Origin of the sequence: Bradyrhizobium sp. 23 (assembly GCF_023073295.1) — a bacterium.
GTDB classification, from domain to species: Bacteria; Pseudomonadota; Alphaproteobacteria; order Rhizobiales; family Xanthobacteraceae; genus Bradyrhizobium; species Bradyrhizobium canariense_D.
Genome location: NZ_JADPJF010000132.1, coordinates 154,533 through 168,403 on the forward strand (window position 1 = coordinate 154,533; position 13,871 = coordinate 168,403).

14 protein-coding genes are annotated in these 13,871 nt (G+C 64.6%); 7 read left to right on the forward strand and 7 right to left on the reverse strand.

Annotation, left to right across the window (positions count from 1 at the left end; all coding sequences use genetic code 11):
• The first annotated feature begins 19 nt into the window (after positions 1-19).
• From IVB32_RS32205 to IVB32_RS32225, 5 genes are all read left to right on the forward strand, one after another.
• A complete protein-coding gene (locus IVB32_RS32205; RefSeq protein WP_247294688.1) occupies positions 20-1,357 on the forward strand; it encodes a copper oxidase in 1,338 nt (445 codons plus the stop codon).
• A 35-nt stretch (positions 1,358-1,392) separates the two neighbouring features.
• Complete coding sequence (locus IVB32_RS32210; RefSeq protein WP_085383679.1) at positions 1,393-1,848, forward strand: cupredoxin family protein; 456 nt, start codon at positions 1,393-1,395, stop codon at positions 1,846-1,848.
• 16 nt (positions 1,849-1,864) lie between these two features.
• Positions 1,865-2,167, forward strand: coding sequence for a copper-binding protein (locus IVB32_RS32215; RefSeq protein WP_085357864.1), 303 nt, complete (start codon positions 1,865-1,867; stop codon positions 2,165-2,167).
• A gap of 346 nt (positions 2,168-2,513) precedes the next feature.
• Positions 2,514-4,655: a flagellar biosynthesis protein FlhA gene (gene flhA, locus IVB32_RS32220; protein ID WP_085383680.1), complete on the forward strand. Its 2,142-nt coding sequence runs from the start codon at positions 2,514-2,516 to the stop codon at positions 4,653-4,655.
• A 295-nt stretch (positions 4,656-4,950) separates the two neighbouring features.
• On the forward strand, positions 4,951-5,151 hold the full coding sequence (locus IVB32_RS32225) for a hypothetical protein (protein ID WP_247294690.1): 201 nt from the start codon (positions 4,951-4,953) through the stop codon (positions 5,149-5,151).
• A gap of 299 nt (positions 5,152-5,450) precedes the next feature.
• On the opposite strand, the gene IVB32_RS32230 is transcribed toward IVB32_RS32225, so the two are convergent.
• The 6 genes from IVB32_RS32230 to fliI form a co-directional block, all read right to left on the reverse strand.
• Complete coding sequence (locus IVB32_RS32230) at positions 5,451-6,671, reverse strand: FAD-dependent oxidoreductase (RefSeq protein WP_247393443.1); 1,221 nt, start codon at positions 6,669-6,671, stop codon at positions 5,451-5,453.
• Between the two features lie 141 nt (positions 6,672-6,812).
• The gene (locus tag IVB32_RS32235; protein WP_247294694.1) at positions 6,813-7,772 is read right to left on the reverse strand and encodes an AraC family transcriptional regulator; all 960 of its coding nucleotides are present in this window, start codon (positions 7,770-7,772) and stop codon (positions 6,813-6,815) included.
• 351 nt (positions 7,773-8,123) lie between these two features.
• Positions 8,124-9,179: an anti-sigma factor gene (locus IVB32_RS32240; RefSeq protein WP_247412664.1), complete on the reverse strand. Its 1,056-nt coding sequence runs from the start codon at positions 9,177-9,179 to the stop codon at positions 8,124-8,126.
• 51 nt (positions 9,180-9,230) lie between these two features.
• Entirely contained in the window at positions 9,231-9,776 is a 546-nt protein-coding gene (locus IVB32_RS32245; protein ID WP_018455718.1) for a sigma-70 family RNA polymerase sigma factor, read from the reverse strand.
• 178 nt (positions 9,777-9,954) lie between these two features.
• Positions 9,955-10,374, reverse strand: coding sequence for a flagellar export protein FliJ (fliJ, locus tag IVB32_RS32250; RefSeq protein ID WP_007606301.1), 420 nt, complete (start codon positions 10,372-10,374; stop codon positions 9,955-9,957).
• A 121-nt stretch (positions 10,375-10,495) separates the two neighbouring features.
• Positions 10,496-11,821: a flagellar protein export ATPase FliI gene (fliI, locus tag IVB32_RS32255; protein ID WP_018455719.1), complete on the reverse strand. Its 1,326-nt coding sequence runs from the start codon at positions 11,819-11,821 to the stop codon at positions 10,496-10,498.
• A 416-nt stretch (positions 11,822-12,237) separates the two neighbouring features.
• Here fliI and IVB32_RS32260 point away from each other — a divergent pair, with 416 nt between their 5' ends.
• Both IVB32_RS32260 and IVB32_RS32265 read left to right on the forward strand, forming a co-directional pair.
• Positions 12,238-12,939 carry a response regulator transcription factor gene (locus IVB32_RS32260; protein WP_007600544.1) on the forward strand — a complete coding sequence of 234 codons (702 nt, stop codon included), beginning with the start codon at positions 12,238-12,240 and terminating at the stop codon, positions 12,937-12,939.
• Positions 12,940-13,109: 170 nt separating this feature from the next.
• On the forward strand, positions 13,110-13,514 hold the full coding sequence (locus IVB32_RS32265) for a DUF350 domain-containing protein (protein ID WP_018455720.1): 405 nt from the start codon (positions 13,110-13,112) through the stop codon (positions 13,512-13,514).
• Positions 13,515-13,652: 138 nt separating this feature from the next.
• Here IVB32_RS32265 and IVB32_RS32270 read toward each other — a convergent pair.
• Positions 13,653-13,871: hypothetical protein (locus IVB32_RS32270; RefSeq protein ID WP_247412667.1), on the reverse strand; the 219-nt coding region annotated here is incomplete at its 5' end.

The window sequence follows — 13,871 nt, forward strand, 5'->3', positions numbered from 1 at the left end:
CACTGACATGGAGGCCAACATGTTTTCCCGCCGAGGATTTTTGGGTAGCGCCGCGCTCGCCGGCGCATCCGTCGTCAGCGGCCGCGCCCAGGCCGCCTCGATTCCGGAAGCCCCGCACATGGACAAGGTGGTGATGCAGCCGCCGCTGCACCCCGTCAGTGGGCCGGACTATCGCCCCGTCGTCACGCTGAACGGCTGGTCGCTGCCGTTCCGGATGAACGGCGACTGGAAGGAATTCCATCTCGTCGCCGAGCCCGTGGTGCGCGAATTCGCCGAGGGCATGAAGGTGAATTTGTGGGGCTATAACGGCCAGTCACCGGGCCCGACGATCGAGGCCGTCGAGGGCGACAAGGTCCGCATCTTCGTGACCAACAGGCTGCCCGAATACACCACCGTGCACTGGCACGGCATGATCATTCCCAGCGGCATGGACGGTGTCGGCGGACTTACCCAGCCGCACATCCAGCCGGGAAAAACCTTCGTCTACGAGTTCGAGATGAGGAAGAGCGGGACCTTCATGTACCATCCGCATTCGGACGAGATGGTGCAGATGGCGATGGGCATGATGGGCATGGTCGTCGTGCATCCGCGCGACCCGAGCTTTCGGGCCGTGGACCGCGACTTCGTCTTCGTCATGAGCACCTATCGCGTCGATCCCGGCACTTATCTGCCGAAGGTCAACGAGATGACCGACTTCAACATGTGGACCTGGAATGCGCGGGTGTTTCCCGGCATCGATCCGCTGCCGGTCAGGCTCGGCGACAAGGTGCGCGTGCGCATCGGCAATCTCAGCATGACCAACCATCCGATCCATTTGCACGGCCACAGCTTTGCGGTGACCTGCACCGACGGCGGCTGGATTCCGGAGAGCGCGCAATATCCGGAGACGACGACGGACGTACCGGTCGGCGCTGTCAGGGTGTTCGACGTGCTCGCCGACAACCCCGGCGACTGGGCGTTCCACTGCCACAAGTCGCATCACACCATGAATGCGATGGGACACGACATGCGCAATATGATCGGGGTGTCGCGCAAGGATCTCGTCAAGGCGGTCGGCAAGCTCGCGCCTGACGGCATGGCGATGGGCTCGACCGGCATGGCGATGGGCAACATGGAGATGCCCGCGCCCGACAACACGCTGCCGATGATGACCGGCACCGGTCAGTTCGGCCCGATCGAGATGGGCGGCATGTTCACGGTGATGAAGATCCGCGAAGGCCTCGCGCGGGACGATTATCGCGATCCCGGCCCCTACCAATTCCCGCAGGGCACCGTCGCCTACGAGGTCACGCCGCCGGCCCCGGAGCCCGTGCGGCAACAACCAGGCGGACCGCCGATGAAGAACATGAAGATGTGAGCGTTTCGATGAACCACCACCAACTGGAGCTACCAATGAAGACGACGATCAAGCTCGGTCTCGCGCTGGCCGCGCTTTCCACCGCGCCGGCCTTGGCCCACGACCAGCACGGGCACGGCACCTTTTCGGCCGGCGAGCCCGGCGATCCCAAAAAGCCCGCGCGCACCATCGAGATCCTGCTGAACGAGATGGACTATGCCCCCGCCAGGATCGAGGTCAAACGCGGCGAGCAGATTCGCTTCGTGCTGCGCAATGTCGGTAAGGAGGACCATGAATTCCTGCTCGCCACCACAAAGGAGAATCTCGCGCATGCGGTGGAGATGAAGAAGCACCCGCACATGGAGCATGACGATCCCAACGGGGTCAGGCTCGCGCCGAGCAAGACAGCCGAGATCCTCTGGAAGTTCAGCAAGGCCGGCACGTTCGAATTTTCCTGCCTGATTCCCGACCACCGCGACTACGGCATGGTCGGCCACGTCACCGTGAAGTAACGCAAGGGAGGCTCCCATGAACCGCATCATCCGTATCGCCGCCGCGCTGGCGCTGGCCGTCGGCCTTGCCACAGGTGCCCTGGCAGCCCAGGGCGCCGCGATCAGCGGCGAGGTCAAGAAGATCGACGAGGGCGCCGGCAAGATCACGCTCAAGCACGGGCCCGCGAAGAACCTCGGCATGGATGAACCCATGACCATGATCTACCGCGTCAAGGACCCGGCCGTGCTCAAGCAGGTGAAGGTCGGCGACAAGGTGACTTTCGAAGCCGAAGAGGCGACTTCGGGCTATACGGTGACCCGGATGGAGAAGGCGAAGTAGGGCCACTTCCTCCGTCCGCCGATATCGGCCCCAGACGCTTCCACAAATCATGGCCGGGCTCGTCCCGGCCATCCACGCCTTCGGCGGGACAAGCCGGGCATGACGACTGCTTGCCTGCCAGATGGCCGAAATACCCCGGTCAGCCCCCATGCCGCACCCTTTATTAACCCTTTGCTAACCATACACCCGGCAAGAATTGCCCAGTGGAGTCGAGTGTCGTCAGCCGCGTAGAACGGGAGCTCCCGTGGACGCCAGTGCGGTGCCTCACTTTCGGAACGGCGGCCCCTCGGCCGCCGCGCAGACATTTGGGGCGCGCGGACGGCAGTCGCGCGGAGGGGCAGCTACCATGGTCGACGTCACCGCAGGACAGGGCGTAGGCAGCACGAACGCCGGTTTCCCGACCCTTGCCGAAGTCGGCAACATCCTCAAGCGCGGCGATATCGCGCTCGCGCTCGGCGTTCTCACCATCCTGGTGGTGCTGATCCTTCCGCTGCCTGCGATAGTGCTGGACCTGTTCCTGGCGATTTCGATCACACTCTCGATCCTGATCCTGATGACGTCGCTGTTCATCCAGGCGCCGCTGGAATTCTCCGCTTTTCCGACCGTTCTGCTGATCTCGACCATGCTGCGGCTGTCGCTCAACATGGCCTCGACCCGCCTGATCCTGTCGCACGGGCACGAGGGCACGGATGCCGCCGGTCACGTCATCGAAGCCTTCGGCAGCTTCGTGATGGGCGGCAATTTCGTCATCGGCATCATCGTCTTCGCCATCCTGATCATCGTCAACTTCGTCGTCATCACCAAGGGTTCGGGCCGTATCGCCGAAGTCGCGGCACGCTTCCACCTCGACGCCATGCCCGGCAAGCAGATGGCGATCGACGCCGACCTCTCCGCCGGCCTGATCGACGAGACGGTCGCCAAGCAGCGGCGCAAGGATTTGGAGGACGAGAGCGGCTTCTTCGGCGCCATGGACGGTGCCTCCAAATTCGTCCGCGGCGATGCCATCGCCGGCCTCCTGATCGTCTTCATCAACGTCGTCGGCGGCATGATCATCGGCGTGGCGCAGCAGGGTCTGTCCTTTGCCGATGCCGGCCGCAGCTACACGCTGCTGACCGTCGGTGACGGCCTCGTCACCCAGGTGCCGGCGCTGATCGTTTCGACCGCGGCCGGCCTGCTCGTCTCCAAGGCCGGCGTGTCCGGCGCCGCCGACAAGGCGTTGATGAAGCAGTTCTCCGGATATCCGCAGGCGCTCGCGATGTCCGCGGCGGTCATGCTGGTGCTGGCGGCCCTGCCGGGCATCCCGACCCTTCCCTTCCTGGCGCTCGGCTCCGGCGCCGGTGCGCTCGCCTGGCACGCCCGCAACCGCAACCGGGCGACTGCCAGGGCTGAGGAAGTCGCGAAGACCGCACCTGCGCCGGGAACGCCGGGCGCAGCCGGCTCCGCTGCGGCGGAGGAGCCGATCTCCGCGGCGTTGAAGATCGACGATCTCAAGATCGAGCTCGGCTATGCCCTGCTGCCGCTGGTCAACGGCCCCGACGGCACCGATCGCCTCACCGAGCAGATCAAGGCGCTGCGCCGCTCGCTCGCGATCGAGATGGGTTTTGTGATGCCCGCCGTGCGCATCCTCGACAACGTCCAGCTCGAAGCCAACACCTACATCATCAAGATCAAGGAGGTCGACGCCGGCACCGGCAAGATCTGGCCGAACCAGTTCATGGTCATGGACCCCGGCGGCAGCCAGGTGCAGGTGCCCGGCATCCACACCACCGAGCCGACCTTCGGCCTGCCCGCGACCTGGGTCGATGCCAGCCTCAAGGAGGAGGCCTCGCTCAAGGGCTATACCGTCGTCGACGCCGCGACCGTGCTCTCGACCCACCTCACCGAGCTGCTCAAGGCCAACATGTCGGACCTGCTCTCCTATGGCGAGGTGCAGAAGCTGCTCAAGGAGCTGCCGAAGGAGCAGGGCGAGCTGGTCAAGGACATCGTGCCCGGACAGGTCACCGTCTCCGGCATCCAGCGCGTGCTGCAGCTGCTGCTCGCCGAGCGCATCTCGATCCGCGACCTCTCGACCATCCTCGAAGGCATCGCCGACTCGCTCGCCTTCTCGCGCAATCCGGCCACCATGGTCGAGCACGTCCGCGCCCGCCTGGCGCGGCAGATCTGTGCGCAGAACACCTCTTACAGCGGCTACCTGCCGCTGATCGCGCTGTCGGCCCGTTGGGAACAAGCCTTCGCCGAATCCATTATCGGCCAGGGCGAGGAGCGCAGCCTCGCGATGCAGCCCTCGAAGCTGTCGGAGTTCATGACCGGCGTGCGCGACGCCTTCGAGCGCGCGGCGCGTGAAGGCGAGGCCCCGGTGCTGGTCACCTCTGCGGCAATTCGTCCCTTCGTGCGTTCCCTGGTCGAGCGGTTCCGGGCCCAGACGACCGTGCTGTCGCAGGCTGAAATCCACCCCAGGGCGAGGTTGAAAACGGTCGGAAGCATCTGATTTGCCTTAAGAAGCCGTGTGTTTTTTGGCCACAGGCAAATGGTTTTTCAGGTTTTGGCGCCTTGCCGATCGACGGCGGGCAAGGCGCTTGGCAGACACATTACAGCTTTGAAATAATTGCTAAATTGCACGATCAAGGGTCGTTTTCTGATCGCGGCTTCTCACGTCCTGTCACGCCCTTGTGATCGCCTCTTGGGAACGAATCCCCCCAATACTAGGTTGTTGGGCACCGGAAGCATGAACCTGCCCAAGCACGCAGGCGACTACTTCGGGTAGATGGCGGCAGGAGCCTTCCATGAACCACTCGATTTACAGCGCAGATCGCTCGACCCACCTCAAGATCGTGGTTGTCGCGCTCGTTGCCGGCATCACGGTGGCGGGTCTCGGGATCACCGCGCGTACGAGTTCAGATGACGGCCTGACCCAGACCGCTCGCGTCATGAAGGCGGGCAAGCCGATCGCTATCACCAGCTCGAACGTTTCCCTCGTTCGCTAAGGAGATTTGAGTTTCAGGAATTCACGCGGCTCTTTATCAGCCCCCCAAAGTCGCCACGTGGATATGTAGACGACCCCAACCCCAAGTCGACTACAGAAAGCGCCCGCCCCCCACGGGCGCTTTCTCATGTCTGGGGTATGTCGTCACCGTGAGCGCACGCGCGTGCAGCTGCGTCATTGCGAGGAGCTCTTGCGACGAAGCAATCCAGAATCCCTCCGCAGAGACATTCTGGATTGCTTCGTTACGCTCGCAATGACGATGGAAAACGTACCGCCGTCATCCCGCAACAGGCACGGATACTACCGCGCCCCATACGTCGGCGGCGGCGCCTGCACGGTTGGGACTGCCGCAGCGAATAGCTCGTCCTTGCTGCCCGACAACGGCGGATAGATGCGCTTGCGGTTGATCGTCTGCTTGGTTGCCTTCGCGGCCGCGCCGGTGGCGCGGACTTCGCGGTCCCACCCTTCCGTATAGAGTGCGCCCCAGCCGCCGAGATCGAGCACGGTCACGTACCAGTCTATCCGCAGCGGCAGCATCGGCAGGCCCGCGAGATCGGCGACCACATTGTGGCCGGCGAAGCGGCCCATCGGACGCGCGAACTGGCAGGACATCACGGTCGGATGCAAGCCGTCGACCACGCTCGAGGCGACGTCGCCGGCCGCGAACACGCCGCCGGCATCCGCAACCCGCATCATGGGATCGACCAGAAGACGCCCGAGGCGATCGCGTGCGTCCGGAAAGCTTGCGGCCAAGGGGCTCGCGCGCATCCCGGCACACCAGATCACCGTCCGCGTCGGAATGAATTCGCCCGAGCTCAGACGCAGTCCGGCGGCCTCGACGGAGACGACGCGCACGCCGAGCCGCGTCTCGACGTCAAGCGAGGCCAACGCCGTCGCGATGACGGGACGCGCATGCGCGCCGATCGTGGCGCCCACCACCGGATTGGGATCGACCAGGATGATGCGGCGGCTGCCGGTAATGCCGGCGCGCGCCAGCCTGTCGGGCATCTCGGCCGCGACCTCGATGCCGGTGAAGCCGGCGCCGACCACGACGATCGTCGAGCGCCCCGGCGCGGGCACGCTGCGTCCGAGCGAGGTGAGATGATCCTCGAGGTGGCGCGCCGCTGAATAAGTGTCGACATCGAAAGCATGCTCGGCAAGCCCGGGAATGTCGGGACGCATCACTTCGCTGCCGAGCGCCAGCACCAGCCGGTCATAAGCCAGCGTCTCGTCGCCGCCTCCCGTGACCAGCGAAATCTCCCGCCGTGCCGGATCGATGGCTTCGACCTCGCCGATCCCGTGACTGACGCCGATCGGATCGAGCAGCTGCGGCAGCGGAAGCGCGACCTCGCTGAGATCGGCCTCGTAATTGCGGACGCGGATGTTGTGGTAGGGATTGCGATCGATGACACGGATCTCGATGTCACGGCCGGCCGCGCCGATCTCCTCGCGCTTGCGTGCGGCACCGATGGCCGCCCACAGACCTGCAAACCCGGCGCCGAGCACGACGATACGCGCCATGTCCGTTGACTGCATTTCCCAAGAGAGCGACGACGAAGCGACGAACGATCAAGCTGTCTGACCGCGCAGACAAATATAGCTCATCCTGCCGGATGGACCAACTGCGGTGGTACCGGCGCGCCGCACAAATTCTCGGTCGGCTCAGGCCTCGCGCAGTTCCGACGGCGTCGCGGCAAAGCGCTTGCGGAAGGCGCGGTTGAAATAGGACAGATCGGAGAAGCCAGACGAATGCGCGATGTCGCTGATCTTGCGGGTCCTGGCGCGGGGATCGCTGAGCAGCTTGCGCGCCTGCAGCAGGCGCTGCTCCAACACGAATTCGGTGAAGGTCGTTCCGGCCTGCTCGAACAGGCGCTGTGCCTGACGCGGGCTCAGGCCGGAGCGCGTAGCAATCTCGGACAGGCAGAGATCGTTGCGGCCAAGCGCAGCCATCACGTCGGCGCGCATGAGATCGAGACGGGCCGCCGCATGACCTCGCCCGCGCGCGAGACTTGCATGTTCGGCGTCGGTGCCGAGCAGCAGGCCGACGAGATCGACCATGTGCTGCGCGGTGAGGCGCTGGCCGACGGCATCGAGATGCGGCGCATGATGGGCGGCAAGGGAGTGGTAGCGCAAGATCGTCTCGGCGAGCGCGCCGTCCGAGAGCACTTGCGACAGCTTGTCCTCGGCGCGCGGATGGATCTCGAGCAGCGCGCGGCGCGGCATGCGGATGGTGGTGAAGCGATCTTCCTCGGTGTGGCCGACGGTGCCGGTGATGCCCATGTCGACGAGCACCATTTGCGCGGGCGCAAGCTCCACGGCATGGCCGTTCTGCCCGACGCGGACGAGGCCCGCATGCGCGGCGATCAGGACGAGATCGTCGCTGCCGTCGGCAAGATGGCTCTGGGTGCGTGAATATTGTGCGGAGGCGCCTTCGGGAATGGCGAGCGCGATATTGTCGACCACGCTGACTTGGAGCCGGCAATCGATGCTGTCGCCCCGGCTCGGCCCGATATCCAGGCCACAGGCCCCGAAAGTCCGCTCGCGCCAATGTTCGAAGGCCGGACCGTGTGGCAGCCCCGCATATTGGTGAATGAAGATGCCCGACGTTTTCGCTGCATCCATCTGATTTCTCGCCCCTCTCCGGCACCATGATTGGGGGGCGCCGACTGCAAATTCCGGGCATTTGACGCCGCGAAACGCGGAGAGGTTCAAATCGGGGGCGGATTCGGCGGAATTTGTCGGAAGACGACGCGGGACGGACCGTGGCGACAGAACCGATCAGGCATTGCCACCACATGTTGAAGCGTCCAATGCCCCCCGGGGTCGTCCTCGACAAGCGAGCAGAGCGAGCGCCGATCCAGGACCCATTACCTCGGGGATTGAGTGGTTGCTCACCCGTGTTGCCATCGCTCACTCTTGCAACAAGCTCTTGGGGCAATGGGTCCTGGCTTTCGCCAGGACGACAATGGAAACCTACTTCTTCGCGGGCGCCTGTGGCTGTGACGATGGCACGGTTTCGATCAGCTTGCCGGAAAACACCGGCGCCGAGGTCGGCTGGCCGTTGGGCGAACCGCCCGCCTGCTCGAGCGTGACGGCGTAGGTCGCGCCGTTGACAACGTCGGCATCGTACGAGCCGAGCACCGGTCGTGCGGTGAAATCGCCGGCGCCGATCACGCCGAGCGAACGCGGACGCGGCAGCTTGTCGGAGATCAGCCAGAGCTCGAAACTCTTGCCGGGCTCCGGTGTCGCGCCCACTTTACGCACCGTAAAGTTCTTGGTCGCGCCGTCGATGGTGAGGATGAAGGCGGGACCTCCGCCCTGGCCCTGCAACAGGGCGACATATTGCGACGACGCCGGGAGCGGCGCCGGTGTCTTCACCTCGACGGTCTGGATGCGCGGTACCGGTCGCAAGCCGCCCGGCAGCGCGTCGGGCAGGAAGATCTGAAGCGACAGCGTCACGAGCAGCGCGGCCGCGAGCGCGCCGACGGCGGATGCGATGGTGCGCCAGCGCTTCACGCGGCCCTCGAGCCGGATCACGTTGCTGTTGTCGGCAACCGGCGGCGGTGGCGCACGCGCGACCTCCGGGTCCGGCGCGTGGACCTGCGGCATGAATAGCGGCACGACGTCGGGAATCGCATCGGTCTCAAGTCGCGCCGGGGCAGGCTGCTCCGCTTCGGGAGGCGGCGGCGATTGCTGCATATTCTCCGACGGCACCTGCGGAGGCACGGTGTCGGGCGAGGAATATTCCGGCACAGGTGGCGGCGGCGCTGCGTCCGGCAGTGCTGGCGGATCCTGCGCAAAGCCTGTCCGCGCGAGCTCGGACCTGATGTTCTCCCACACGATCGGCCGCGGCTCGATCGAGCCGACCATCTGGTTGAGGACGCCGAGCCGGAATGCCCACGCCTGCACGACATCGGCGAACGCCTTGTCCACCGCCATCATGGTCTCGACCTGCGCGCGCTCGCCGGCGTCGAGCGTGCCGAGCGCATATTCCGCGGCGAGCGCGATATGGTCCTCCGTATAGGCCATCACTTGCGGTCCAGACCCACCCTCACCGTATGAGCTCCCGTAGCCCGAATCTCATAGCCCGAGACATTCGCGAATATCCATCATGCTGCGCCGAAGCCACGTCTTCACCGTGTTGACGGGCGCCGCGAATTTCTCCGCCAATTGCTCGCGGCTCCAGCCGTTGTAATAGGCGAGAAGCACGAGCCTCTGACGGTCCGGCTCGAGCCGGCCGATACATTCCAGCAGCCGCTTCAATTCCTCGGTCATCTCCCTCCGCGCCAGCGGATCGGGGCTGTCGCTTGCGACTTCCATCGCCTGGGGCTCTTCCTCGATGGAGACTTCCGTCTTCTTGCGCACGATGTCGATGGCGCGGTTGCGCGCGATCGACGCCATCCATGTGATCGGCGACGCGAGAGCGGGATTGAACTGGCCGGCGCTGTTCCAGATCTTGACGTAGGTCTCCTGAATGACCTCCTCTGCGAGATCCTGTCGGCGCAAGATACGGAGCACGACGCCATAGAGTTTCGCGCGCGTGGCGACGTAGAGGCGCTCGAACGCGGCCTGATCGCCCTGCGCCATCGCCCCAATCAGCCCGACCAGCTCTGCTGGCGTCAGCATTCAGCCCCCCAATGCGCGGCCCGTCGCATTCCGCGCAGGCGCTGGCATTCCGCCACCATAGCGCGCGACAAAGCCGACCACCAAGGGGGCGCGGCGCCACACTGTGGACAGGGCATGCGAAAACCCGGACCTTGGGGTCCGGGTTCTGCAAATTCTCGCAGGTCTGGCGGCTAGCGTCTCAGGCGACGGCGCCCATGCGGGCACGCATCAGGCCGATGCTGTCGAGATCGGCCTGCTCGCGGGCGTTTTCCTCGGCGCGTTCGCGGGCCTGATCGCGCTCGTCAAGGAGCTCGACCTTCTTCAGCTCCTCGAAGGCTTCGGCCAGCGCAGCCTTGGCTTCGTCGAGCTGGCCCTTCAGCTCGTCGGCCGAGCGGGTCAGGTTCTCGCGACGCTGGATGGCAGCCTTGGCGTAGGTCGGATAGGCGAAGTGCGAGGGATCGTTGATCCCGGCGCGCTCCTGCTCGGTCGAGATCTCGCGTTCAAGATCGGTCGACATCCGCTGGAAGTCGGCGATCATGGTCTCGATCTGGGTGACCCGGCGGCGCTTCTCGTCGACCTGAAATTTCTTCAGGCGGATGAGTGTATCACGTGACTTCATCGACTCGTACTCCCCAGAAGTCCCTTGGCTGCACGTGGGACAACACCGGTCTCCCCACAGGCCCGACGGGGGCCAAGACCGGCTCTACTACTCTGTGGGATGGGATGATGACGGGACAAAGTTAGCGTTCCGTTTCCAAATCACCAAGGATTTGCGCCAACTGGCGGTAGCCGTCCGCCAGCGATGCATTTTCATCCTTGCGCTGGCGCAGGAAGGCCTCCAGCGGCTCGTGCAGGCGGATCGCCTCGTCGACCTCGGGGCTGGAGCCGGCGCGGTAGGCGCCCAGACGGATCAATTCTTCCATGTCGGCATAGGTCGCCATCACCGCCCGCGCCTTCTGGATGGTCGGCCAGAACTGCGGGTCGGCCGATTTCGGCATGGTGCGGGAGATGGATTTGAGGATGTTGATGGCGGGGTAGCGGCCGCGCTCGGCGATCGAGCGCTGCATCACGATGTGTCCGTCGAGGATGCCGCGGACGGCATCCGCAATCGGCTCGTTATGGTCATCGCCATCGACCAGCACCGTGAAGATCGCGGTGATGGCGCCCTCCCCGAGGCCCGGACCGGCGCGCTCCAGAAGCTTCGGCAGCTCGGTGAACACGGTCGGCGTGTAGCCCTTGGCGGTCGGCGGCTCGCCAGCGGACAGGCCGATCTCGCGCTGGGCCATGGCAAAGCGCGTCACCGAATCCATCAGGCAGAGGACGTCCTGCTCCTCGTCGCGAAAATACTCGGCGACCGCAAGCGTCAGATAGGCGGCCTGGCGGCGCATCAGCGCCGGCTCGTCGGAGGTCGCGACCACGACCACGGAACGGGCCAGGCCCTCCTCGCCAAGGTCGTCCTGCAAGAATTCCTGCACCTCGCGGCCGCGTTCGCCGATCAGCCCGATGACGCTGACGGCGGCATCGACGTTGCGCGCAAGCATCGACAGCAGCACCGACTTGCCGACGCCGGAGCCTGCGAAGATGCCCATGCGCTGGCCGCGGCAACAGGTCAGAAAGGTGTTCATCGCGCGCACGCCGAGATCGAGCGGCGCGCCGACGCGCTTCCGCGAGTGCGCCGGCGGCGGCGAATTGCGGTACGGCATCGGCGCCGGGCCCTGCGGCAGCGGCCCCTTGCCGTCGATCGGCTCCCCCAGCGCATTGACGACGCGGCCGAGCCAGGCCGCGCAAGGCCGCACCTGATTTGCGGCATTGGCGATGACGGCCTTGCAGCCGCGCCGTACGCCGTCCAGACCGGCGAACGGCATCACGACGGCGTTGTTGCCGGAGAAGCCGATCACCTCGCAGGGGATGGAACGGTTGCCGCCGGTCTCGATCACGAGCCGCGCGCCGACCGACATCGCATGGATCGGACCGGCGACCTCGACCATCAGGCCGCGCACGCCGACCACACGGCCATAAATATTGATGCCGTCAATGTCGCCGATCTGTTCGGCAAGAGCCTTCACAAGAGGGCCTTCATGAGGGTGATCGCCTTCATAATCCGGGGTTTCGTGGCGAGAACCTTAAGTTTCGCCATATTTCTGAACGGCGCTTAACTTCGTGTTTACCCGCATCGTTAATCATTGCGTCACTGTCTTTGTGACTGAGCGTGGCTCCCCTTCAGAAGAAGGCTGAGTCGCGAGAGTCGGTTAGGCCCGTCTCTTAAAGTGGAACTTGAACGCAACCGGATAACGAAAGCTGCTTCGCACACAAGACCTTAGGGCGATTCGACGAAAATTGCATCTACAGGGCTTGCGTTCCAGAATCAGAATTTGTTAACCATCTGTTGTCAGGATCCGAATCAGTTGTTCAAAGGCGTTTTGTTGTGTGCCGCGAATGCGGCCGACCTGACGCCCAGGAGCGGCGACTATGGGGAACTGGCATGCGCGTTTTGCTGATTGAAGATGACAGCGCCGTCGCGCAGTCGATCGAGCTGATGTTGAAGTCTGAGAGCTTCAACGTCTACACGACCGATTTGGGGGAAGAAGGCGTCGATCTCGGTAAATTATACGATTACGACATTATCCTTCTCGACCTCAACCTGCCCGACATGTCCGGCTACGACGTGCTCAAGCAGCTTCGGGTCTCCAAGATCAAGACACCCATTCTGATCCTCTCCGGCCTCGCCGGCATCGAGGACAAGGTCAAGGGTCTCGGCGTCGGCGCCGACGACTACATGACCAAGCCCTTCCACAAGGACGAGCTGGTTGCCCGCATCCACGCGATCGTGCGCCGCTCCAAGGGCCATGCCCAGTCGGTGATCCAGACCGGCGACCTCGTCGTCAACCTCGACACCAAGACCGTGGAAGTCGGCGGTCAGCGCGTGCATCTGACCGGCAAGGAATACCAGATGCTGGAGCTGCTCTCGCTCCGCAAGGGCACGACCCTCACCAAGGAAATGTTCCTCAACCACCTCTATGGCGGCATGGACGAGCCCGAGCTGAAGATCATCGACGTCTTCATCTGCAAGCTCCGCAAGAAGCTCGCCAATGCCTCCGAAGGCCGCAACTTCATCGAGACCGTGTGGGGCCGCGGCTACGTGCTGCGCGAGCCGCACGAGGTCGAAGAGCGCATCCCCGCCTGATCCTGGGTTTTACCCGCGAGCCCTTCGGGGCTTGCTCCTCCCAGCCTGGACCCCGCCGCAAATGGCGGGGTTTTGTTTTTTGGGGACGCGAACGGGGCCTCATCGTCCTTGCGCCGTTGAACCGCTATCCTTCCCCCGCCGACGAATGGTCGCTGCACGATGGGGGAACGATGATCCTGCAATCACTGGCCGGCCTGCCCGCCTTCCTGGTCTATTTCTGCACCGGGCTGATCGCGATCGTGGCGTACCTGTTCGTCTACACCCGCATCACGACGCATAACGAATTCCAGCTGATCCGCGACAACGATCCGGCTGCGGCGATCGCACTCGGCCTCAGCCTGCTCGGCTTCGTGGCGCCGCTTGTCAGCGCGATCGCGCATTCGGCCAATGTGCTGGACTGCCTGATCTGGGCGATGATCGCGCTGATCGTCCAGATCGTCGTGTTCTTCCTGGTGAGAGTGCCGGTGCCGAACCTGTCGGCGCGGATTGCCGCCGGCGAACTTGCAGCTGCCATCTGGCTCGGGCTGTCCTCGCTCGCCGCAGGCCTGCTCAACGCCGCCTGCATGATCTACTGACATGACCGACAAGCGCTCCAAAAAGGAGTTCGGCAAGCGCCGGCCGGCGGCCGGACCGCCGCCTGCACAACAGCCGGTGAAGCGCTCCGGCCATGTCGCGCTGCTGGTGATGGGCACGATCGCGGTCGGCACCACCGCCTACACACTGATGCCGCGGCAGAATTGCGAGCCCTCCCCTGCCGGCATGGACCCGGCGGTGCAAGCGAGCACCTCGTGCAGCAGCAGCCGCAGCTCCTCCAGCGGCGGCGGCAGTTCGTCGCGATCGAGTTTCTTCAGCAGCGACTCCTCGAGCCATTCCTCGTCCGGAACGTCGTCCGATTCAGGCTCCGGCGGCGTGAGCCGCGGCGGCTTCGGCTC